We start from the raw sequence: 23,936 nt of genomic DNA, 5'->3' as shown, positions 1-23,936 counted from the left end.
TTCGCCATTTGTGCAAAACTCGCCACGGTCATGGCATAAATTGCCCCAACCGAAACGCAATTACGCCGTTAAGGCGGGCTCAGGTAGAGTGGCTAATGCCTCCGCCAGCACCTGTGCGGTGCAACCGGGCTTGTGGGCGTTCTCGGCCAGATAGCGACGGTAACGACGCCCCCCAGGCAAACCATTAAACAGCCCCAGCATGTGCCGAGTAATGTGATTGGCGCGGCCGCCTTGGGCAATGTGCGCCGCCACATAAGGGATCATCTGCTCCACCACTTCAGCGCGGCTTAAGCCTTGGCGGGCATCGTCAAACAGGGCGCTATCGACTTGATTCAGCAGCCACGGATTGGTGTACGCTTCGCGCCCAACCATCACCCCATCAAGCTGCTGCAAGTGTTCTAGGCACTGCTCGATGGTGGTGATGCCGCCGTTAACGCCAATGGTCAGCTCGGTAAAGTCACGCTTGATGTCATAGGCGCGCTGGTAGTTAAGCTCTGGGATCTCGCGGTTTTGCTTCGGGCTTAACCCCTGCAGCCACGCTTTGCGGGCGTGAATGGTGAAATCGCTGCAGCCCGCGTCAGCCACGGCGCCAACAAAGTCAGTCAGAAACTGGTAGCTGTCCTGTTCATCAATGCCGATGCGGGTTTTCACCGTTACCGGAATCTCCACCACCTGCTTCATCGCATCCACGCACTGCGCCACCAGCTGTGGCTCCGCCATCAAGCAGGCACCAAAGCGGCCGTTTTGCACCCGATCCGAAGGGCAACCGACGTTTAGGTTTACTTCATCGTAACCGCGCTCGGCCGCCAACTTAGCGCAATGGGCCAAGTCTTGCGGATTACTGCCGCCCAGTTGCAGCGCCAACGGGTGCTCCTGCTGATTAAACTGCAGGTAATCGCCTTTGCCGTGGATGATTGCCCCAGTAGTCACCATCTCGGTATACAACAAGGTGTGCTTAGAGATCAGCCGCGCCATGTAACGGTAATGGCGATCGGTCCAATCCAGCATCGGGGCAACTGAAAATCGTGAGGAAGCGTAAGTCATGCGCAAAAGCCTTTGTTTACTAGCGTTAAAGCCATGTGCCAACGGCGAGACCACCTTGCCTATTTACGTAGGTTTTTGCTCATTTCTGCACATTTCGACAATAATTGTACCCAGCAATTGTACCCATAGGGTACATTTTGCGCTACTGTACATTTTAAAGGCGGTGAGTATAAGGGAGATAAGCTATGGCCTCAATCAACATTGAGAAAAGGAATGGCAAGCAAGGAGTGTCTTTCAGAGCACGGGTTCGAGTCACCAAAAAAGGAAAGATCATCGAAGAAGAGACAGAATCTTTCAAAACTCGTTTAAAAGCCGAAGCTTGGGCTAATCGTGTCAAAAAACGCCTAGAACAAAAACAGCACGAGATTTCACAAGGTGTGTACTTTGATCCTGAAACTAATAACGAATTGGAAATCGTAGAGATTGGTGAACTGATCCGAAGATACTTAGAAGACCCATTAACTGGCAACTCCGTTGGACGCACCAAATCCTACGTACTTCGATCTCTTATGAATCACGACATTTCTCATAAGTTGACGAACCAACTTACTGCCAAAGACCTCATAGAGCACTGTAAGACAAGACTAAAAGGAGAGGTTAATCATACAGGAAAACTGATCATCCCATCGCCGCAAACCATCTACCATGATGTGTCATACCTCCATTCAGTGATGAAGGTCGCTCCGAATACACTAAATATCAAGACTGATACCCGTTACCATGATGCAGCCATACCAACCCTCATCGATCTAAAGCTCATTGGCAAAAGTAAAAAGCGTAGCCGCAGACCCAATAGCGAAGAACTGACCAAGCTAGAGCAAGGTCTAAAAGAACGAGAACAACATAAAGCCTCGCACATCCCTTTTTCAGACATTCTGCAATTCTCAATTCTTACCTGTATGCGGGTCGGAGAAATCACCGACCTACTATGGGAAGACTTAGATAAAGAAAACAAAACCATCACAGTCCGAGACCGCAAAGATCCCCGTTCCAAAGAAGGTAACGATGGCGAAGTGCCGCTGCTTGGTGAAGCGTTTGATATCGTTTTACGCCAATCAGGTAAAGATAAAAAGCGGATCTTTCCTTACAATCCCAAGAGCATTACCGCTGGCTGGCAGCGAGTACGAGCCAAACTAGGCATCAAAGACCTTCGCTATCATGATCTTCGCCGTGAGGGAGCATCCCGCCTTGCTGAACAAGGTTACCCAATCACGACCGTAGCGAAAATTACAGGACATAAGAACATCAACATCCTATACGATATTTACACTGCCGTTGATATCAAAAAACTGGCTCGTGAAAGCTATGAGCAACAGCAAGGTCATAGATAGGGGGGTTATCTCGAAACCACGTTCCATCCATTCAGCCCCCGAAGGGTAAGTCAGTGTGTTGCAGAAAAATACAATTTATCAGAGTATGACTTATGAGATTAAGGGGGCTAAACAGAAATAATCCATTTATATCTCACGGCTCACCACACCGCCTCAGCCTTCTGGTCGTTAATCAGAATAGTGAATTACTAGCTTCGATGCGAGGATCTACTATTTTCATTCACCTATCATTACAAGGCTCGTTTAGTAACTTGATAACCATTTACCTGTTTTGACTGTTTACAGTAGCATCCCATCTAATGCCTGTATTTTTCTACAGTTGCTTTGATTCTTTGAGTCTACCTTGGCGACTCGCCATGAGTTTTAAAGTGGTCAGTTGTATTCCCCCACACCACTATGCTGTAAAAACAACAAATCCAGTTGTCAGCAGCACTAACTATTGTCAATTACCTGCTTATGCCAACCGTTGCACTGTTCACGGCTGCATATACAAAAATGTATCGCACAATTTTTGAAAATCAATAGTTAAAGTTATTTTATTTTCAACTGTTGACATTACCCGTTTTTATGTGAGGATTTAATATAGGTATAGATATTTGAACCTGATACACATAATTCACTTCATTGCTTCGCTATTACGTTTCATACTCGCAGGCTCGATGAATTATTATCAGTCTACTTTTCACTAAAGTAGCAAAAGGTAACTCTCAGTACACTTATCAAAATTATAGGAGGATAAAGTGAGTGACGATTATATAAAAAATGAAAATGAAAGAGATCATCGTATTGGTCAATCTGATATTGATAAGCGTAAACGAGAATTGCGTAAAAAAGAGAAAGAGCATGATGCACTGATGAAAAAGCTTGAGCTAGAGCGAGAACAAGAGATAAAAGAACAACTCAGAGAGGTTGAAAAATCGTCCAAGGCATCAGGTAAATCGAAACAGCGCATCATCAACAACTATATCTACAGAAAAGATCTATCTGGTATATTCAAAGGTTTCACAAGAAAACAAAACATAAAGTTCAACCGAGCGATAACCACTCGTTTCAAAACTATAAACTATAACAGTAGATCGAAAGGTATCAACTCTCTCGATGCGCTAAATACATCTTTGAACCATAGCACACGCCGCACAAAAAATAGAACTGAAGAATGGCTTGATGAGCTTTGTAACCACAACCTTTACTATCACCAAGGCAAGTATTTAGAACATTCTGATTTTGTCGAGAAACGAGACGATATTCTTAGCTTCTATACTGATCTTAGAAAGGATGTAGATAACCAATCTGACTCACGACACAAGGAAGAGCTAAACCGTCTGAGTAAACTGCGCAGTAGCTATAAGAATAAGATTATGAACCTGCTTCCGAAAGATCATCCTGACAGAGATAAACTAAACGCAAAACTATCCGTATTTGAACAACCAGATAACAAAGATATTGACCTAACTGCCGACAAGCACAAGCCGATGCTTAATCAACTACAAAAGTTGCTTACACAACGCTATAACCAGCTTGGCTACAGCCCTAAGAAGCAAGAGGCTAAGTTCAGAGTATTGCAGAACTACCTGGTTCACAGATCTAACCATATTCGCTGCAAAGCGCAGCGAAAAAACAGAAAAATCAAGAACAAAAACAATGCCCAAGTTGTTGAAGCAGTATTCAAAATACCTCACTGTCATGGTGATTTTAGCTTTATCTCATCCCAAGATTTTTTAGCTGCTGCGGTGTCATTTTATGAAAAGCACTTCCCGAACAATAAAATCCATCTTGCGGCACTGCATAACGATGAGTCGAAACACCCCGAAAGCATGACTGGCCGTAACATCCACATCTTTCTTGATGCTGACAACGGCACGGATCAGACGTACAGGCAGCAGTACATCAGCTTTGCCTCGCAGTATGCAGAACAACATTATCCAGAAGAGTTTTCGGAGTTATTGGGCATAGACCCTACAGAGCGTCACACCAATAAGATTATGGTGCGCTGCGGCCAGATCTTACAAATGGCATATCTTAGCCACATGCAAGAACACCTGTTCAATAAACACCAAATCGAGCTTCGATTTCTCGATACCGATGAGCGTAAGGATTTTAGGAATATACAGGCTTGTCTAGAGGAAACACTCCCAATCGAAGATAGGCAACAGTCTCGCTATAACATGCTCGTTGATCAAGCCAATGACTTAAAGTCCGATCTGAATGATTATCAAACCAAGATAAACGACCTTGAAAGTCTGATATCCCAGAGGCAGGAGAAACTAGACATACTAGAGCAAATAACTGACGATTCGCTAGAAGCCATTTTAAGCACAATAAGTATATGGAAACTAACCAAACTACCAGAGATTACAAATGATTTATTAACACAAATCAATGCGAACCCAAAGATAAAACAGATCATTGTTCAGCAACTGGAAGACTATGAGAACAAATATGATGTTGAAGATAACCAAAGGCTCAGCAAAGTAATTTCATCTAGCCACTTGAATTAAAATTAGTATATGTAACGATGTTCATTATAAGGAGTTATTATGAGTAAAGACAGAAGAATAGAGAACAATCCAGACAACAGCCAAGAGAATAAAATATTCAGAGCGCCTATCGAGTATAGCCCTGAACATGAAAAGCGTATCCATGAATGGATCATCAAACAAAAGTTTAAAGCCCTCAAGGAATCCAAGTCAGGAAAAGGTAAAAGTGATGGACCTAAACCTAAAAGCGATTGAGGCCAAAGAGCTTATAAACAGCAATTTTACAACTCACGCTAAGAGAATCTACCACCACGGCAAAGACAATCCTTTTGACTTTACCTATTTCTATAACTTTTATCGAGTCGAGCTAATGAAAAAGATCCAAGAGATATTCAAACTATCTGATGACGAGTTTGATAAGTTGATGCAGGTTCCGTACTTTCAACGTGAAATACTTCAGAAAATCGATGCCGCTATCCTACAACTGGCTAATTTAGCGGTCGATGCTCGGCTCTACACCCCCAAGCCACCTCATCGCCCCAAGCCTTAGAGTCGAAGCCTAGACCTAACTGGTGTGTCACGAGATCCAACAGGTACATCAAAGATATCCGAGTTCAAGTTCAGCTTTTGCTTCAACGCATCAGTAACCGTAAACGCCCCCCACGGCTGATCTACGCCATTATCGAAGATATCCATTAGACTATACTGATCAGTCAGGTCCCCAGCAAAGAACAACTCTTGCTCTGAGATCCCATACTCCGCTTCAAGCAAGTCGTAAAACTCATGTTGCAGCATTAAGTGTTTGTCAGGTGAGTTTTCCAACTCCATTTCAAGAAGCAACTTCTCATCACCTTCCAAACCATCAAACTGCTCCTCAAAGAACCGTTCCAGCGCCTTGTATGATACAGAGTTAACGTACTCGGCAAGAAACAGCGCATCAGCATCAGGTCGCCCTTCTAGCGCATCAATCGCTAACTGTTGAAACTCAAGTCCGTCATAACGATCTGCTAGAGTCTGTTGATACTCACGTCCTTTCAACAAGATAAAGTCAGCGGCCACCCTCCCCTTGTTACAGCCGATGCTAAGAAAGTCTTTTGTGGCATTGTTTTTTTGGTGCTTCAACCAACTGTGGACGTATTTGGCGCTTTGGCGAGCAAGTGTTGAACTAAGATTGAATCGTTTCATGACCTGCTGAGCCGATGACTCAGCAACTACTTCCTCAAACGCATATTGGACAGAACCAAAACCATTACCGAACTTACGCTTCAATCTAGATTCGTGACCAGTAGAGTGGCTCATTTCATGCGCCAGAACGCCAGTATACGCTAGAGCAGCATGCTCACCTTTGAAGTTCTTCTCATCAACCATCGAGATCTGGTCTTCCAAAACGCTGTAGTGACAAGAATTAGGATGAGATTTCACCTCTATCCCCATCTGCTTCAAAGCACCATGCAGAAAGGCTTTGGCAGCGAAGATCTTAGGTTCAAACAACTGTGCTCGTTCTTCATCGGTTCGACACTGTTTGAGTCGGTTCAGCAAAGCGACTTCACGAAAATCTTTAATCCAATTTTGATACTGTTGGTTATTCTCCAGCCCATCAGCAAACTGTGATGAATGATAAAGGTCGAAGAGCCTCAGTACCTTCTGCTCACGATAGTTCTGTTGTTCCTGGTCAGTTAAGCCACGGTATACCTTTCGGCTGATCCACTTATCAGGTGAGTCAGCAGATAAGCTGTCATCAACATACAACTCTACTACCTTCTGCCCAACACACAGTGGGGCTTCAGGGACTTCCAAACCAAGCTCTTCGATATTGTGTTTATTGAGGAAGATCGGTAGCTCCAAGCCCAACTCCTGTTGCAGCATCGCAAGCAGCATGTCATTACCGCCAGTGTAGGCTTTACCAGTTTTTGCATTCTTTGGTGTGCCATGAACTATTGAATCGTGCCAAGGCTTAACGAACTGGTACTCCTGATCGCTAGTTTCAAACTGCTCAATGTACTTTCGGTACAACTCCTCAACTTGATTCAGTACCGTTAGCGATCTTGGTGAAGCATCATCTGACGGAACCTCAGCTAAACGTTTTTGAACAGAACGGAAGTCATTTTCAGACAGGATGGTTCGATCTGATGAAGCATGCAGATAAAGGGAAGTAAATCCATTGTCACTTATAAACTGCTCAAAGCGTTCTTTGGTTGAACGATCCGCTGAAGTCTTTGAGCGATTGAGGTAGAAATCGAGTTGCTTGACTGATTTAACCGCTCGGTTTCGTGAAACGAATGCATGTTTGATTTCGTTAACTATTTTTTCGTTGTAATTTTTCTCCATGAATAACACCAGATATTAAAAGGCATCGTATTAATTCTGACACCTAATTTAATCTTTACACATCTATCTTACTTTTCAACTATGGGAAGTGCAAAATATTTACTGGTCTATTTCATGCATTTAAGCCCAAGTCTCATAACAACCGAAAAAACGTAAGGTTACTGACCCAATTTTACTTGATATTATTAGCTTATGGCTTGTTTACGCCAGTAAACAATAAAAGGAGAATAATATGACACCAGATAGTTTATCCATAACACAAAAGGGAAATAATCCTATCCAAATACCTCAAGCACAAAAAAGAATAATTAGAGAATGGAGGTCCGATTGGAAACAAATCCAAAAAATGACGAATGGAGAAATAAGCATCGTAGCCAAAGCACTCGCTAAGTTCTTACAGGGCTTGTTGGACAAGCGCACAATCAGCGCTATTGATTGCCAGCAACTCTACGCTTTAGCGATGAAAAACCTTAGCGACAGCCAAAAACCACTTTCCCTAGCCGAACTTGAACAGGCGGGTAGCAACCTTGCCAAGGCACTACATGACAATCAAACCATTGGGAAAGAGGCAGTTACGATGTTGGACTTCCTTCATGAGCACTTTGAGATCGTTGAGGTGTAACACCGAAAACATCCAAAATCAGATAAAAAGCAAAAGATCAACATTTTTCTGAAATATTTATTGACTTGACTAATGCCATTTGTTAATATATGGAAAATCGAGACGAGCTACGCCTCGAAAAATATTAACAACTGTCGCAAATCGAAGGTCATCAAATGATTACCTGTAGAAAGAAAGAGTTACTTGTGGAGGTGGCATACTAGAAGGATACTTCTGGCTCCCCTCCAGCCAATTTTCATTAACAATGGAGGATAAAATCATGAGTCATTTCTCAGCCCCAACCTAAGCATAAAACCTAAGCCGATAAGACAACTGCGTTCAGAGTCATTCTGATCGGCGAACTCTTGCGCCTAAAAAATAGCCGATTCAGTTCGGACAGGCGAAGTACAACTTAATTTCAAACAATTTGAGGGATTTAACTATGCAAAAAGAACAACACAACCACGAAAACCTTAGCCTTCAGAAGCACCGCATGGCGGCTTTTGAGTTCCAAGCGAAGCTTGATGCTGTGGCAGAAACCTATGATGAGCTACTCCCGTTCTTCAGCGACCGAGGGTGCTGGTTCGATCAAGACAATTTTGAAGAGATCCTTGATGAGTTAGAGGATTTTCAACAAAACCACCTATGTGATTGCCCCGATTGTGGACTTAAACCTGCAATTCTAGATTTACAGGTTTTGATAGAGGCACTGCAAGACCTTCCACAGCTAATGCTCAATATCTGGCAAAGCCGTATAGCTCAACTGGAGTGCGTTTGCTGTTTGAACCAGCCCGACAACTTCATTGTGGATCAACCTGACGAAGAAATGCTGAGTAGCCTGTTCGCCAATGGTTATGACCAGAGTAAGGCTCGATTGTTGTGTTCAGAAGAGCCGCAACTCGGCCAATCATTGCTGATCTGGAGCGGTAAGGGTGAAATCGCCGTCACCTTCAAAGATCAGGCTTGTGTCATCACTGAAGATCAAACAAACCCGCAGGAACAGTGGATTGGTAAGTTCATCGAACTTGCTCAGCAAATCGAAGTGATTCAACAACAATAAGGAGAAGTAACATGGCTAAAGAAGAAAGAATGGCGCTTGATGCTATAAACGCTATCGCAAATGCAGATTTTAGTAACCGTTCAGATATATCGATATCAATAATGACTAAGGATAAACGAGGCAAACGATTTGAAATAACCCCCGAAGACCTTGAGGTATATGGGTACTTCGATTGGTTTAAGAGAGTCATCGCTCTATCTGAAGCTGACGTAATTATCATCATCAAAATAATTAGCATTGGATATGACACCCACAGATTCGCTAACGGTGTACTAACACGTCAAGTATATCGTAATGGTGACGATTGGACTACATGTCTGAAACTTGACGCAGAAGATGTAGACTCCAATGGTTCAATTATATTCCCAACCAATAATTCGGCTCCTTATAAGATTGATCCTAAGCAAATCAAACCATCAGGAGAATCACAGAATGAAGATTGGATCACAGGCAAACTTTACAAATCAAACTTGTTCAGTGACCCTGGCACACTTTCATTGGTCGATGAGATCAATGCTATCGATTTTGCTAACCACATCAACAATGCCAAATAGATAGCTTACCGCCGTTAATTCGGCACCACTCCATCAGGAGATAAATCGTGAAAACGATTAGCAAAAGAAACAAAACGCAGGAGGGCTTTGTTATAAAATGAAGTCTTAGCCCTCCTGTATTCAAAAACTACAAAAGGAGAGCAATTATGCCTAAAAAAAAGCGCAAGAAACTAAACAATTCTCAAAAACGAGCGCAAGCTAAAAAGCACTCGTATCAATCACCACGCAGCGAACTTAATCGGCTCACCAGAAAGTTCCCCGCTATCTGGTCGATCATCGAGGCTGAAGGACTTATTCATTGTGATGCTAGTTGCCTCGTATCATCTGGTACTGTTGACGGTATCATCCGCAGCTTAATCGATTTTGACCAAATCCAACCAGAGCCTCATCTTGCGGAGCAATACACCGCCCTCGCAGCTTGGCGCTACACCCAAGGGGTCTATGACTTTGCCCCTACATTGGTTCAGGAACTTATCGAGACCCCAATTACTGGCGATATTCCAACCCAAGTAATCGAGCGCTTACCTGAGTGGTGCGTATACATACCAGTCAATAACGAAAAGCTCAATAAACTGACTGGCAAACAACTTAAAGGGTTCTTTGCACACATTGATCACCGCTCAGATTTTGGTGTGAAGCTTCTGACCCTGCTACTCGACTTTGGTTCTGAACTGGTTCCCTACCACGTCATGCTTGGCGACTGGGATCTGCACACAGGTATCGCAAAGGCTTACGAGCACCTATCAGGACGAAATCACCAGCTAGCCGATGTGACCAATATTGAGTTAGGTGAAGTGATTCCAGAACTCGTATCAGCGTTGATGTCACTCACCCTGTACCTATGTACTGAAAAGCCTGATATCGAGCGTTTTGAGCCTGAAGCCACCTCCCAGCATCGACACCACAAACTGCGCACAGGGATGAAGCTACAGCCACCATCACGACCGAAGGTATGGCCTGTCGGCAAAACTATCGCCAAACAGCTTAAACAGGTCTTTTCGCCTCGAAATTGCTCCAAAACTGGAAAGTCAAAGAAGCCACATATCCGCCGTGCTCACTGGCATGGAGTGTGGCGAGGCAAACGAGGAACAGCAGAGCGCAGGTTTGTGCTGGTTTGGTGGGGACCGACAGTAATCAACGCAAACATCTAATAACTAGAAGGAGAAATACTATGACTGATAAAACACTAAACCCTACAAACGCATCTACTCATGACCGAGCAGAGCTTTTTGATTCTTGGCTGGTATCAGCTAAAGAAGGAGGTTCTAAAATTCTGACGGTTTTAGCCAACAGCCCTAATCGCTCATCAGTAAGCCAAGCATTCAGTGAATGGCTGGATGACTCTCATCTTGAGGATGAGCTTGAACTCAATGATGAGCATCAGATCGAGTACACCTCAGTTTACCTTGAGGATGAGATTTCGGCTTACCGCAAGCTGGATATCCTAGCGTTAGTCGAGATTAACGTGGACAGCCGCTCAGACGTTGACGACTTACACGGCGACTTAGATCAAGCAATTGAAGAGATCAGCGATGAATGCCGCTGTTTTCTAGAAGATCTGCTGTTCGACCTCAACACTGAGTTCAACGCCTTCGTCAACAATCAATCAAACCCCAAAGCAGATAAGGAGGTAAGCCAATGAGCAAGAACAGTGACTTAATTAAAGCAACGAACAACTGCCAAAACTTCTTGTCAAATGCAACGCTAAATCAGCTTCTTGAGGATGAGCAGCCATTTCTCGGCGTAGAAGTTTTCAACAGCGAGCGAGGCATGAAAATCTTCAGATTGACCTTAGCATTCGGTGTGCCAAACATCTTTGCCACAGTCGAAGAAGACGGCAGCTTCACGGTTGAAGGCTGGAAGCAATTTGCTAGCGAACCAGTGCTCCTATGGGGTAATAACCCTTCTTTAGTCGAGTACCTGATCGCCTAACAACTCCCCTTCTATGAGGAAGTGATCATGGGTATTCCCCAGATTGACCTAGATAGACAAAGAGCCGCTATTAGCGGCTCTTTTTAGTTCTAACTAATCAGCTTGAGGCCGAAGACCCTTAGCCAATACATCAAACATCAGCTCAGCAAAGCCTTTTGTGACTGCTTCGTTAGATAGCACCTTCATCGCCATCTTCTCATGTACACCCATGCTTTCGATGACTGCATCATTGATGGACTCAGGGAACTTACCGAGCATCGCTTGTTCTTTGCTGTTGTTCCTAAGCTGATCCATCACTACGTCATTCTCAGCTACCTTACCCGCAATGGTATTGGCGTAGCTGATCATGTCGTTTTCAGATAAGCCATCGTCAATGAACAGGTCATTCATACGACCGATGATCTCGTTCAACAGCTCAGTTTTAGGGTCTTTCGGTGTTGCGCCTGAGCCTTCCTTACTCGCTGGTACATAAGGCTTTGGCTCTTCGCCAACCTTATAGCCAAGCTGAAGATCTGCCTCTCGCTGTTCGTGAAGGCGATAGTGAGTCATCGCTACTTCAGACAGGTTAATCTCATCCTCAACCACTTCCAAGCGCAGCAACGGGTACAGGTGCTTGGCGTAGATGCTCAACTTCTCAAGGTCGAAATCATCGAAGTCCACGATCTGCGAGGTGAAGCCGTAGAAGCGGCAGAAGCCAATCAAATCTTTCTTGAATACTTCAAGAATGTCTCTGGCTTCCTTGGCGTTCTTAACGCTGTTCTCAGCGAACTTAATGGCTTTGTCGTTGTTATCATCCTTAGCCTTGTTTAGCTCTTTCTGCGCAGCTTTAAGCACCAGTGTCGCTTCTTTGTAACGTACTTGGAATCTATCTACTGCTGGCTTACAGATATTGGCGAGTTTCGCCCCTGTAGAGCGTTTATCGTTATAAGCTTCAACGAAGCTCTCAACCTCAGACCAGCGGTAAATGCCAACCTCGTTCAGCTTCTCCATTAGGTCATAGACCAGATTCGGATCAGACACCCCCGCTAACTCGGCAGTTTGGAAGTACACCTTAAACTCTTCCAAGATCTCTTCAGGGTCGTTCACGAAGTCCAGCACGAAGGTCTGGTTCTTGCCTTTGTAGGTACGGTTCAAACGTGACAGGGTTTGGATGCACTCTACACCTTTTAGCGGTTTATCCACGTACATCGCCACCAGCTTAGGTTGGTCAAAACCCGTCTGGAACTTGTTGGCTACCAACATCACCTGGTAATCGGCGGTATCAAACGCCTTGCGCATGTCCCGCCCTTTCAGGTTCGGATTCATATTGGTTTCGGTAAAAGCGGAATCAGGTAGATCTGGATCATTCACCTCACCAGAGAACGCCACCATCGCATTGACGTTGGCATAGCCCTTATCCTGCACGTACTTATCAAACGCCAGCTTGTAACGCACCGCTTCTAGGCGGCTTGATGTTACCACCATCGCCTTAGCTTCACCGCCCAGCAGGTGCTTCACCTTGGCGTTGAAGTGTTCAATGATGGTTTCGACTTTCTGGGCAATGTTGTGCGGGTGCAGCCGCACCCATTTAGCGATCTTGGTTGCTGCCTTCTTACTATCCACCTCACTGTCATGAGTCGGGTCTTGGTGAGCCAATTGATACGCTACTCGGTAACTGGTGTAGTTCTGCAATACATCCAGAATGAACCCTTCCTCAATCGCTTGGCGCATCGAGTAGACATGAAATGCCTCTGGCTTGTTGGTATCACTGGGCGCTTCATCAGGCTCAGGGCAGCGACCAAACAGCTCTAAGGTCTTCGCCTTTGGTGTCGCAGTAAAAGCAAAGTAACTAAGCTTATTTGAGCCTTTGCGAGCTTCCAACGACAGGCGCAGAATGTCTTCCGAGTCCAGCTCTTCACCGTCTAACTGCTCAGCCATCAAAACGGCACGTAACTTCTTCGCAGTTTCTCCAGATTGGCTAGAGTGCGCTTCATCAGCGATCACTGCGTAGCTGCGCCCCGCCAAAGTCGTGTCACTGCGAATGGCATCCAGCACATGAGGGAAGGTCTGAATGGTCACAATGATGATTGAAGTGCTGGCTCTTAACTCACCCGCCAATTGGCTTGATTTGCTGCCATGCGCTTCTTCCCGATTGATACGGGCAATCATCCCTTCAGAATGATCGAACTGATAAATAGTGTCTTGAAGCTGGCTGTCCAGTACGGTTCTATCAGTGACTACAATCACCGAATCAAACACCTTGTCGCCAACCTTTTTGCCCAGCTCTGGGTGATCACAGTAGTAGTGCTTCGAAGCGAGCTGATGGGACAACCAAGCAATAGAGTTGGACTTACCTGAACCAGCACTGTGCTGGATCAGGTACTTCTCGCCCGTACCTTCCTGCTCAACGGTTTTCAGCAAAGTCGATACCGCCGACCATTGGTGATAACGAGGGAAGATCAGCGTTTCTTTGGTTTCAATCGAACCATCAAGTTGCTCTACATCCTTCTTCTCTAGGTGGATATAGCGCCCCAAAATGGTCAGCAGGTTGTCTTTCTTAAAGATCTCATTCCACAGGTAGGCTGTGGCATAACCCGCTTCTGGAACGTCATTGCCCTTACCGCCATCGCTGGTGCCTTGGTCAAACGGCAGGAAGAAGGTCTTGGCCCCAGCCAAACGAGTCGTCATCGCCACATTAAACTGACTTACCGCAAAATGAACCAATGCACCACGCTTAAAGGTCAGCAACGGCTCCGCTTTCTTGGTAGTCGGATCTTTCGGCTGACGATCCTTCATGTACTGGATTTTGGCGTTATCCAGCGCTTGCTTGAACTCAGATTTTAGCTCACAGGTGGCAACAGGGATGCCGTTAACGAACAACACCAAGTCAATACGACCGTCATAGCCATTAGGCGAGTAAACTAGCTCTGGAACTACCCGCAAGATGTTCTGTTCGTAGCGAACATTGGCATCAGGATTAAGATCATGATCTGGCTTGTACTCAACCAGTTTGAACTTAGCACCACGGTCTTTAATCTGTTTACGTAGTACCGTCAGCGTACCTTTAGAGGTGCTTTTCAGGTCTTTCTCAACCGCTCGCAGCAATGCCCCTTCAGGATCTTTCGGATGTACCTTACACAGCTTGTCCCACTGCTCTGGTTGCGTTGTTTGCACAAAGCTCAGCAGGTCTTCAGGGTACAGTGCCAACTCTCGGTTGTACTTGCTGGACTCGCCCACCAACCAGCCATGGGACAACATCTGGTCGATAATGTCGTTTTGAAATACTTTTTCTTGGGATTTATCGGTCATTGCAAACGTCCATGTCTACGCATCGATGGGATTGCCAGAAGTCATTCAATCGTTTAGTCGGCAAAACATCATCATTGTGATGCTTGATTTGCTGCAAATAAAAACAAATACGGTTACTTGCTTCACGCATCGGCAACTCCAATGAGCTAGGGTCTTCAGCCATATTAACTAACTCAATCAGTTTCCTTGCTTCTGCTTCAGCCTTTTCAGATAGTGCGCTCAACAACTTCCCATCAATTTTTTGAGACACTTTTGCTCCACCACGTTTTAGTGGCTTATCAAGCCTTTGTTCTGCCTTGCTTGCGTCTTCTTTCGTCACTTTTGATGAGTTATAAGCCTGTACCATCGAGGATAATGCGCTCAATGAGCTGACGAGCAGATTGGCAATAGGTAACGAATCCATATCAAGTAGCCTTCCAACCCCGAACATCAATTTTGCCTGTTACTGCGGCAGAGATAAGTGCAGTTTTTCTCTCATTTGAAAGCAAAATCAATCTCTCAGATTTTTTTAACATTTCGGAAGTGACTTGATTACACTTCTCAATAGATTGGACTATCTCACGCTGTTCTTCCTTACTAGGCGCTAAGAACGGCAAATTATTCAATTGTCCAAGGGATAATGCTGGCTGGGCAGTAACATTTACTCCATCATCCATCGCCCTTTCATTTTTTAGGTGACTAAGGAGATGATGGCAGTAATCTACTTCCATGCGCTCATTATCAACAGTTAAGCTCAGAGAGTTTCCCGATACTACTGCTTTTTTATCTAAAGCTGGCAAGACGGAGTTCATCCCGTATCTAGCTCCAATTTTGGCAATTATGATTGCACCTTCTTTAGTTTCGCTTCTGCTAATAGTTTCAAAATGTGATTTTGAAATTGTCTTAAGTTTTGTCGAATCAAGGGTGCCCGTGGTAGCAAAGTTGCTTTCGATTACATATGCATCGCCATTATTAACAAAATGTTCTGACTTCAGGTTGCTTCCGAATGGACCATCAACAAACGATCCTTTATGCCTTCCTTTGATGTGTTTTAAACAACATACTACCCAATGCTCTGGCACTTCGCCTAGCCATTCAACGCCTGAGTCTTTCATCTTGGCATCGGGGTTTAGTCCTTTGGTGACGGCATGAGAAATGACCGCTTGGCGCTTCTCTTTTAACAACGCAATCAGCTTTTCCTGCTTGGCTATCAGGGTGTCGATCTTGGAGGTTTCGTGATCTAGGAAGTCGGCTATTTTTTGTTGTTCATTTTTCGGAGGCACAGCCAAAAACAGACTGGAGAACTCACTAAACCGAAACTCTGTAGAACGCTCTCGAATACCTTTCGCAAGGGATGTGATGAAATCTGTAACCGCTAACTGTCTTACCAAATATCCAAAATAACCCGTATTTACAGAACCTTCACTCCAAGGCATACAGACTGAGCAAACAGGAGAGCACTTCCCGTCGGAGTCACTTACCCCAATAGCGCCAGCAAAACCATCCATCGCATGAACAAGAAGATCTCCTTTACGAACACCTTGATAACCAATCTCCTTAGCAGCATTGGTAAAACCTTCTGTACGTCTGTTACTTCTGAGCGTTACTTGCCCATCTCGAAAAGCCGTAACGATACCGTCCTCTGCTCTGACAGGACGTTGCACTCTTTTGAATATGTGTTTGGAGCGTACCAACTTCCAATGAGTCGGCATTTCCTTTAGCCACTCAATACCAGAGTCTTGATACTCAGGATACGCCGCATACTTACCGCTCATCACGAATGCACCTCTTGCAGCAGCTTCACGATTTCGCTACTCACCGCATCTAGATCAGCATCAATGGCTTCTAGGCTCCGTGGTGACTGGTACTGGTAGAAGTGGCGGTTGAATGGAATCTCGTAACCAACAATGCCCACCTGACCGTCTTGCTCATCGGTCTTTGATTGGTCAATCCATGCATCTGGCACATGCGGCAACACTTCACGAGCGAAGTACTCTTCAACAGACTCTTTCAGCGGCACGTTTTCATTATCACGCAGATCTGGGTTTGGCTCGATCTTACCTTTGGTCTTACAAACCTCGGCTTCATCATCTTGCTCACCTAAACATTTGCACAGCAACTTAAACTGTGCTGCCGATACCTTAAATGCACCCAGTAGAGTCTTCAGCTCAGACTGGAACTGGTCGCGGCTTAGGATCTTTTCTTCAGTAAAGCGAGACAGTGCATCCAGAATAGCGGCTTGCAGTTCATGATCGATCTTCGCCCATGCTTTTTCCGCTTTCAGCGCTTCAATCTTGGCTTCATCTTTGGGATAAATCGCCAGCTTCAGTGGCCGCTCTACGGTGATTCGACGGTAGCCGAAATCCTGATAATCGAAAATCTTGGCGTTACTGTTCTCTTCAAAGCGACCAAAGGTTTGCACGATGGTTTCGATGCTCTGTTCGGTCAGGTACTTACGCTTTGAGCCGAGAGATTTACGCATGGCAGCGTAGAAGTTGTTTTCTGGGTTGGCTTTGTTATCCACCGCAGCATTAATCAACTGCACCTTGCCTTTGCGGTTCGCTGGCTTATTGGAGCTAAGTATCCACACATAAGTAGCAATGCCCGTGTTGTAGAACATATCGGTCGGCAGAGCGATGATGGCTTCCAGCAGATCATCTTCGAGGATGTAACGGCGGATCTCACTCTCACCACTGCCTGCACCGCCTGTAAACAGCGGTGAGCCGTTCAAGATGATACCGATACGAGAGCCGCCCTCTTGTGTGCCATTTTGCAGGGTAGACGGGGCGCTAGAGCGCACAGGCTGACGCATCTTACTGACCAAGTGCATCAGGAACAGCAAAGAACCATCAGATACCCGTGGCAAACCTGGGCCAAAGCGACCTTCAAAGCCTTTTTGTAGATGCTCATCATTGATGGTCTTCTGCACCTTCTTCCAATCCACCCCAAACGGTGGGTTAGACAGCATGTAATCAAACTTCTCGGTTGCCAGTTGGTCGTTAGACAGGGTGTTACCCAGCTTGATGTTATCGACCTTCTGCCCTTTGATTAGCATGTCGGCTTTACAGATGGCGTAGGACTCTGGATTTAGCTCTTGACCAAAGGCAGACAGTTCAGCGTTGTGGTTCAACTCGTGAACGTACTCCATGCCAGAGGAGAGGAAACCGCCCGTCCCAGCGGTTGGATCGTAGATAGAGCGCACCAAGCCAGATTGAGTAAGCAGATCATCATCTTCACAGAACACTAACGAGGTGGTCAGGCGCACAATGTCACGAGGAGTAAAGTGTTCACCCGCCGTTTCATTAGAGCTTTCCGCAAAGCGGCGGATCAGTTCTTCAAACACCAAACCCATGTGGTAGTTGTCGATGGTTTCAGGGTGCAGATCGGTTGTGGCAAAACGCTTGGCTACCTTGTAAAGCAGATCAGCTTCTTCCAGCTTATCGATGGTGTTAAAGAAATCGAAGTGCTCGAAGATCTCACGAGCACTCTTACTGAACGACTGCACGTAGCTTTCTAGGTTCTGAGCAACGGCGGTTTCACCCAACTTGCTCAAATCCATCTTGGAGGTATTGAAGAACGAGCGTTGAGCAGTGTGCAGCAGTACCTTCTCTTGCGCTTCTTCAGGCATCGCCTTAACGGTGTCGAACTTGGTCAGTACATCGCCCTTGGTGGCTTCTAGCACACACTCAAGGCGGCGCAGCAGGGTAAACGGTAGGATGATGCGGCCATACTGGCTCTGCTTAAAATCGCCACGTAGCAGGTCAGCAACTGACCAGATAAACGCAGCGGTAGAGGAAAAATTGTCGGTCATGGTTGTTCCTAGAGCAAAGCCCAAAAGCTTTCAAAAACGCCCAAAGTCACTGGGCTAATTTAATCAACGATAATTGGCCCCATAATCCCACAAAAGAAAACAACCACCAATTTCTAAGATCAAGAATATGATTGTTTTTGAAACGGAAAATCCGAAGGCTTGGCATAACAAACTGCTAACTCAGTCATTTACAGAGTAAGGGGATGTGTTATTTAATGGCGTGGTGACGAGTGTTGCGACTCATACCGATGAGCACAAAAATTGTGACGACTGGTACGTAATTGGCTCGGAATGGGAGATGAGCGTCCCAGTGATAAGTGATGTGTGTACAGAGCGACAGCAAGCTACCCACAGGAGACCTTATGGCTAAAGTCAGCTCAGCAGCACCTCAAACGATGTACCTTTTGATGGCTGAGTATGGGGCGAGGACGTTGATACCTCTCGATGAGATTGCCGATAAGGTTCTCGGAATGAGCATCAACACCGCCAGACGGCGAGCAAGGAGCTGTGATCTGCCTTTTGCTGTGGTTCGGCTTGGCGAAAGCCAAAAAGCACCGTACCAAGTCCACCTGCAAGATCTGGCGAACTACATTGAATCTCGGTGTAGCGAAGCACGGATTGAGTGGCGGAAGATCCAAGCTGCTTGAGGAACGATGCTGCACTGATTGGGGAAGCTTGCTTCCCCTTTCTTTTTGCTTATGCTTTGCTTGATAGGTCTTAAAAATGCTGAGGCAGCGAAGAGTCAGCTTCAGATTTTAAATGCCTCTTGCTAACATGAACCGTTTTTCGGCTCTTTCGTCAGTAGCACAAGTATTGAAAGTTAAACTCTCTCATAACATCAGCATTAGCAAAACTGAAGTCATCCAGTGACACAGCAAAAGCCAGAGTTATATATTCTGGAAGCTCAACTGAATCGAACTCAAAATTATCATCCTGCATACACTTGATGTTGTCAAATTGTGAGATGCCCTTAATCATTGTCTCCAATTTATCGGAGATGTCTTTTTCATATTGTTCACCACCAATATAAAGCACCGCAGTAATTGAAAAGCAATAACACTCTGCATTTTCTATGTCTTCGGGCGACACATATATTCTTAGGGAATGAATATGCTCTCTGTGTTCATGGAGATAGTCAGTAAACCAGCTATTCTCTTCTAAATATCGGAAAAGTGACCGATTAAAACCGTCAGGATAAGGCTCTCTGAGATAGGAGCGTAATCGCCAGTCTATTATTATTCTCTTTTCATTAACATCTAACTGATTGTTCACATTAAATAGGCCACTAGACACAAGTTCAACAAGGTCGCTTGTTTTTATTTTTGTCAAGAGGCTTTCTTCAACTTCATATATCGACCCATCATATTTTAGGAAAAGTTTGCCATAATCTTTGCCTAACAAAAGGTGCTCTACCCTTGACTCGTCTGCAACCGCTTTAGCTTTCATCTGTGCCAGCTCGATATACTTCCCGCTGGAGATGGAGCAATCTTGAGTCAACACCACATAGAGATGTTTCTGATTAACCGCCTTGTTTTGAAATAAGCCATAACGTCCTTGTTTTATTATTTTTTCTACTCTAGATAATTCCTCAGAACCAGGCTGTGCCTGTTCGGAAATAGCCAGAACTATTCCCTGCCTCACACCAAGATCTATCAGTCCAGTCACCTAGACACCCCCCACGACTAGGCAATTCTGCCAATACCAGACAGTCTGGCATTGGTTTTCTGAAGGTCATTGTTCGTCTTGGCAATAGAAATTTTTCCTATTTTTTCATGCACTTCATCAATAATGGAAAAAGCAGAATCCAAGTCCTCAGAGAGTAAAACGAGATGCTGAGCTAGAGTTCTCTTTTCAATAAGCACGTTTCGCACACCTAACTTAATAGTTTCCCCATAGAGTTTTTCAACCTTAGTCGCAAAACTGAATAGCATATGATATCGTCCCATGTCTTTCACGTTAGAACCTTTACGATGAAGATCCAATGTGGCACGAGAAACTCCAGCTAGTTTAGCTATTTCATTAATTTTTAAACCCAGAACCCTTTGACACAAACCCACACAATCATTAACTGTGATTGCTTCACTCTTATCGTCATAGATATCCTCAACTTCTCTTGCATCGACAAGAAGCATGGAATTATTAAACTTGCCAGATATCAGTATGTCATATTGGTATCCGTCACTTGTTACCCTTATAGGCAAAAAGCGAGACTGTGAATCAGTATAACGAACCACCTCAGGTGGAGATGAATAAGCTGAAACATCGAAGTGACTTTCAATATAATCCATTTATTCTACCTCCACCTTAATATCAAGTTCTTGCCATACATGACCACAAATATTAGGTTCAATCATATGGTCAAATGTTTTCCTGCTTTCTCTATACAGATGCTCAAGCTTTTCTCTAATCTCTTCTGTATTTAGCTTGCTTGATTCAAGCAATGCGCCACAAGCTGTATGAACGATAGCATATTCAACTTGTCCTTGACTTTTAAATAATCTTGACACATCTAATGGCATGCCTAACTTTTCATCGGGCTCTACTAATGAGTCAGGCAAATACTTTCGCCTCTTTGGATCGGACGAAAATACTTGCTCAAGGCTAACCGAAACTTTTTCAGTTCCTTTTGCTAAAATGCGAGTGAAATTAGTCGCACCAATTTTTATTGCATCATCACCTGCGCTGTAAAACTGCCCCACAGGTAGTGACACAGAAGAAAACATATCATTTAACTTGCAGTCTTCAGGAACAAACAAGTCAACGTAATGAAGCTCCACTTCTCTCAACTTGTTACCTAATGCGACTTCATTCTTTTGACATGTATCAAGCAAGACCTTGAACTCATCTAAGAATCTTGTGTGGTTGTCATATTCTGACAGTCTGAGTTCAATTGTATTTTCATCGATTAAGGCGCATCGCTTCCTGTTTGGCGAAAAGTAGCCAACCCTCTCTGCATTAGCAGGAGTTGCAGAAAACTGATTGTCAGATTGCTTGAACTGAATTCCCATAACTTTACTGAGGCTATAGGAGTCGAAGCCAACTGACGTTAGCGAAGCGAGTAGTTTTTTATACTTTTCATCACTGTAGCTACCGATTGAATCAGCATAAATCAATTTCGCTACCGTATAAATGACTGGGGGGTTTGAATATTTAGTAGCCACAAGCTTTCCAACAAGACAAAAAATTAGACATTTTGTTAGACGTGATTATGAGCAGAAAGTTCACTTGTTGCAATGACAAAACCGAATCCAGCCCTAGTCCACTAGCACATTCGCACACAAGCTTGCACCCAATTGCACCCAAAGCAAGGGCGGCCAACCATAAACGACTAATTTATAACGTTTTATTTTATTAGTTCGTCCAATCCAGCATCGGCGCAACGGAAAAACGAGAAGCAGCGTAGGTCATGGCGGTTCACAGTTAAAAAATGAGGCGCGATTATACCCGCCCACTGGCCAAGGGCAAAATAGAAAACACCCCGGTTGCCGCACCCGCGGCGGCCAAGTATCGCAAGATACTGAATGCGCTGTTTTTCAGCTTTTCGCACTGGCGGCGGTCGCCGTAACGGCTTGGCGCAATGCCCGATCAGCAGCGGCTCCGTCATCAGGTCTGACCACCAAGAGAAACTGTGATCCACCGCGACTCTCGCGGCCACGAAAATAGGCAACCCGAGCATTATTCAATAGCCTAGGTTTATCCCCCCGAGTTAAGAATTTCTCATGCCGTTGCCACTCTCCCCTTTTCTACTCGCTAAGCAGATCCGCAGTGCTGGTCAACAGCATGCCGGACGCGAAGCGGTGCGCTTTCAACAAGATGGGCAGTGGCGCAGCCTAACGTGGAAGCAACTGCTGGCGAAAGTGGAGGCCTTAGCGGCGGCGCTGTTAGGGCAAGGCTGTGCGCCCCAAGACAAAATCGCCATTTTGTCTCACAACAGCATCGAATGGCTGATTGCCGATCTGGCCTGTTTGGCCATACGCGCCGTCAGCGTGCCAATTTACGCCACCAGCAGCCAAGAGCAGATCCAATACATCCTGAATGATGCCGAGGTGAAGTTACTGTTTGTCGGCGATCAGCAGCAATACAACACCGCCAACAGCCTTAGCAACGCGTGCCCTCATTTGCGTGGCATCATCACCATGGCAAGCAACATTACCGCCCTGCCCGGTGCCATTGCGCCGCAAGCACTCGGTGCTCTGCTGCAAACCGATCCAAGCCCACACCGGCGACAACTCGTTGCCCGCTTAAACAGCATTGCGCTGGACGATCTATTCACCCTGATCTACACCTCTGGCACCACCGGCGAGCCTAAAGGCGTCATGCTCAGCCAAGGCAACATGGCGGCGGTGGTACAGCAGCACCATATTGCGGTGCCCGTGGAAGAGAACACCTTGTCGCTGAGCTTTCTGCCACTGTCCCATGTTTATGAACGCAGCTGGAGCCTTTACGTGCTGTGCTGTGGTGGCCGAGTGGCGTACCTAAGCGATCCCACTCAGGTGCAACAGGCGTTAACCGACGTGCAGCCTCAGGTGATGTGTGCGGTGCCGCGACTGTTTGAAAAGATCCACAGCGCCATCACCAGCAAGGTGGCAACAGCACCACTGCATAAGCGCCTATTGTTTGCTTGGAGTCTGCATCAAGGTCGACGCCAATTTAACGCCGAAATGGCAGGCCGCCGCCGTGCCCTCTTGCCTCGGCTGCTGCACGCGCTGGCCGATAAGCTGATCTTACAAAAACTGCGCAACGTACTGGGGGGCCAGCTGCAGTTGATGTCTGTTGGCGGAGCCCGTTTAGATGAACAGGTAAATCAGTTCTTTCAGTACATCGGCATCGCTTTGATCAGCGGCTACGGCGCCACCGAAACCAGCGCCACCGTAACCTGCCACCGCAGCCACGATCGGCGCACCAGCGGGGTTGGCTTGCCTTTGCCGGATCTGCAGGTACGCATTGGTGCCAACGATGAGATCCTCGTCAAAGGCGCGACCATCATGCCCGGCTACTACAACCGCCCACAAGACACCGCCGCAGCCTTTGAAAATGGCTGGCTGAAAACCGGCGACGCTGGCTACCTCGATAAAGAGGGCCACCTGCACATTACCGATCGCATCAAAGAGTTGATGAAAACCTCTAACGGCAAATACATTGCGCCACAGCGGGTCGAAGGGATGGTGGCGCGGGAGCCCTTAATCGAGCAGATCGCCATTAACGCCGACGGCCGTAACTTTGTCGCCGCTTTGATCGTACCGGATCATCGGGCGTTGGGGGCGTGGGCCAAACAGCAAGGGCTCCGCTTTGGCAACAACGCCGAGCTGATCGCATTGCCGCAGGTGGTGCAGCTGATGGCGCAACGCATCGCCGCCAGCCAATCTGAGCTGGCACGCTACGAAAAGGTGAAGCAGTTCACCTTGCTGGATCGCCCCTTTAGCATCGATCGGGGCGAGTTAACGCCCACGTTAAAACTGCGCCGGCGCGTGATTAACGAGGTGTTTGCCGACGACATTAACGCCATGTATCAGCGGCAACACTGATCCTGG

Annotated in this window: 21 protein-coding genes; 12 read left to right on the top strand and 9 right to left on the bottom strand. The window is 45.8% G+C overall.

The window, feature by feature from the left end:
• Window positions 1-60: 60 nt before the first annotated feature.
• Window positions 61-1,044: a tRNA dihydrouridine(20/20a) synthase DusA gene (dusA, locus tag Q0796_RS06930; RefSeq protein WP_298441428.1), complete on the bottom strand. Its 984-nt coding sequence runs from the start codon at window positions 1,042-1,044 to the stop codon at window positions 61-63.
• 185 nt (window positions 1,045-1,229) lie between these two features.
• Here dusA and Q0796_RS06925 point away from each other — a divergent pair, with 185 nt between their 5' ends.
• The 4 genes from Q0796_RS06925 (at window position 1,230) to Q0796_RS06910 (ending at window position 5,402) form a co-directional block, all read left to right on the top strand.
• Window positions 1,230-2,375, top strand: coding sequence for a site-specific integrase (locus Q0796_RS06925; protein ID WP_298441426.1), 1,146 nt, complete (start codon window positions 1,230-1,232; stop codon window positions 2,373-2,375).
• Between the two features lie 740 nt (window positions 2,376-3,115).
• Window positions 3,116-4,873 carry a hypothetical protein gene (locus Q0796_RS06920; RefSeq protein WP_298441424.1) on the top strand — a complete coding sequence of 586 codons (1,758 nt, stop codon included), beginning with the start codon at window positions 3,116-3,118 and terminating at the stop codon, window positions 4,871-4,873.
• Window positions 4,874-4,912: 39 nt separating this feature from the next.
• Window positions 4,913-5,107: a hypothetical protein gene (locus Q0796_RS06915; protein WP_298441422.1), complete on the top strand. Its 195-nt coding sequence runs from the start codon at window positions 4,913-4,915 to the stop codon at window positions 5,105-5,107.
• Complete coding sequence (locus Q0796_RS06910; RefSeq protein WP_298441421.1) at window positions 5,082-5,402, top strand: hypothetical protein; 321 nt, start codon at window positions 5,082-5,084, stop codon at window positions 5,400-5,402. The genes Q0796_RS06915 and Q0796_RS06910 overlap by 26 nt, the downstream gene beginning before the upstream one ends.
• On the opposite strand, the gene Q0796_RS06905 is transcribed toward Q0796_RS06910, so the two are convergent.
• Window positions 5,399-7,180 (bottom strand): zincin-like metallopeptidase domain-containing protein, encoded by a 1,782-nt coding sequence (locus Q0796_RS06905; RefSeq protein WP_298441420.1) that lies wholly within the window; start codon window positions 7,178-7,180, stop codon window positions 5,399-5,401. The two genes, Q0796_RS06910 and Q0796_RS06905, sit on opposite strands and share 4 nt — an antisense overlap.
• A gap of 232 nt (window positions 7,181-7,412) precedes the next feature.
• Here Q0796_RS06905 and Q0796_RS06900 point away from each other — a divergent pair, with 232 nt between their 5' ends.
• From Q0796_RS06900 to Q0796_RS06875, 6 genes are all read left to right on the top strand, one after another.
• Window positions 7,413-7,802 (top strand): hypothetical protein, encoded by a 390-nt coding sequence (locus Q0796_RS06900; RefSeq protein ID WP_298441419.1) that lies wholly within the window; start codon window positions 7,413-7,415, stop codon window positions 7,800-7,802.
• A 421-nt stretch (window positions 7,803-8,223) separates the two neighbouring features.
• A complete protein-coding gene (locus tag Q0796_RS06895; protein ID WP_298441418.1) occupies window positions 8,224-8,841 on the top strand; it encodes a hypothetical protein in 618 nt (205 codons plus the stop codon).
• Window positions 8,842-8,852: 11 nt separating this feature from the next.
• Complete coding sequence (locus Q0796_RS06890) at window positions 8,853-9,395, top strand: hypothetical protein (protein ID WP_298441416.1); 543 nt, start codon at window positions 8,853-8,855, stop codon at window positions 9,393-9,395.
• A 146-nt stretch (window positions 9,396-9,541) separates the two neighbouring features.
• Window positions 9,542-10,546, top strand: a complete 1,005-nt coding sequence (locus tag Q0796_RS06885) for a hypothetical protein (protein WP_298441414.1) — start codon at window positions 9,542-9,544, stop codon at window positions 10,544-10,546.
• A 20-nt stretch (window positions 10,547-10,566) separates the two neighbouring features.
• Window positions 10,567-11,037 (top strand): hypothetical protein, encoded by a 471-nt coding sequence (locus Q0796_RS06880; RefSeq protein WP_298441412.1) that lies wholly within the window; start codon window positions 10,567-10,569, stop codon window positions 11,035-11,037.
• Entirely contained in the window at window positions 11,034-11,327 is a 294-nt protein-coding gene (locus Q0796_RS06875; protein WP_298441411.1) for a hypothetical protein, read from the top strand. The genes Q0796_RS06880 and Q0796_RS06875 overlap by 4 nt, the downstream gene beginning before the upstream one ends.
• Before the next feature lie 93 nt (window positions 11,328-11,420).
• Here the strand turns inward: Q0796_RS06875 and Q0796_RS06870 are convergent, their stop codons facing one another.
• From Q0796_RS06870 to Q0796_RS06855, 4 genes are read right to left on the bottom strand one after another with little or no spacing between them, the layout of a single operon-like run.
• Entirely contained in the window at window positions 11,421-14,615 is a 3,195-nt protein-coding gene (locus tag Q0796_RS06870) for a DEAD/DEAH box helicase family protein (RefSeq protein WP_298441409.1), read from the bottom strand.
• On the bottom strand, window positions 14,605-15,018 hold the full coding sequence (locus Q0796_RS06865) for a hypothetical protein (RefSeq protein ID WP_298441408.1): 414 nt from the start codon (window positions 15,016-15,018) through the stop codon (window positions 14,605-14,607). The genes Q0796_RS06870 and Q0796_RS06865 overlap by 11 nt, the downstream gene beginning before the upstream one ends.
• Window position 15,019: 1 nt before the next feature.
• Window positions 15,020-16,369, bottom strand: a complete 1,350-nt coding sequence (locus Q0796_RS06860; RefSeq protein ID WP_298441407.1) for a restriction endonuclease subunit S — start codon at window positions 16,367-16,369, stop codon at window positions 15,020-15,022.
• Complete coding sequence (locus Q0796_RS06855; protein WP_298441406.1) at window positions 16,369-18,405, bottom strand: class I SAM-dependent DNA methyltransferase; 2,037 nt, start codon at window positions 18,403-18,405, stop codon at window positions 16,369-16,371. The genes Q0796_RS06860 and Q0796_RS06855 overlap by 1 nt, the downstream gene beginning before the upstream one ends.
• A 320-nt stretch (window positions 18,406-18,725) precedes the next feature.
• Between Q0796_RS06855 and Q0796_RS18295 the strand changes: the two genes are divergently transcribed.
• A complete protein-coding gene (locus Q0796_RS18295; RefSeq protein WP_363322308.1) occupies window positions 18,726-19,052 on the top strand; it encodes a pyocin activator PrtN family protein in 327 nt (108 codons plus the stop codon).
• A gap of 151 nt (window positions 19,053-19,203) precedes the next feature.
• Here the strand turns inward: Q0796_RS18295 and Q0796_RS06850 are convergent, their stop codons facing one another.
• Genes Q0796_RS06850 through Q0796_RS06840 form a run of 3 tightly spaced genes read right to left on the bottom strand, consistent with a single transcriptional unit; the run spans window position 19,204 to window position 21,566 of the window.
• Window positions 19,204-20,070, bottom strand: a complete 867-nt coding sequence (locus tag Q0796_RS06850; protein ID WP_298441405.1) for a hypothetical protein — start codon at window positions 20,068-20,070, stop codon at window positions 19,204-19,206.
• Between the two features lie 17 nt (window positions 20,071-20,087).
• Window positions 20,088-20,693 (bottom strand): hypothetical protein, encoded by a 606-nt coding sequence (locus tag Q0796_RS06845; RefSeq protein WP_298441403.1) that lies wholly within the window; start codon window positions 20,691-20,693, stop codon window positions 20,088-20,090.
• Window positions 20,694-21,566 (bottom strand): hypothetical protein, encoded by an 873-nt coding sequence (locus Q0796_RS06840; RefSeq protein WP_298441401.1) that lies wholly within the window; start codon window positions 21,564-21,566, stop codon window positions 20,694-20,696.
• Between the two features lie 558 nt (window positions 21,567-22,124).
• Here Q0796_RS06840 and Q0796_RS06835 point away from each other — a divergent pair.
• Window positions 22,125-23,930, top strand: coding sequence for a long-chain fatty acid--CoA ligase (locus Q0796_RS06835; protein ID WP_298441399.1), 1,806 nt, complete (start codon window positions 22,125-22,127; stop codon window positions 23,928-23,930).
• Window positions 23,931-23,936: the final 6 nt, after the last annotated feature.

The sequence above is a fragment of the uncultured Ferrimonas sp. genome (assembly GCF_947489035.1).
Lineage (GTDB): Bacteria > Pseudomonadota > Gammaproteobacteria > Enterobacterales > Shewanellaceae > Ferrimonas.
The sequence above is the reverse complement of the archived record's forward strand: the minus strand, read 5'-3'. Positions and strand labels throughout refer to the sequence as shown.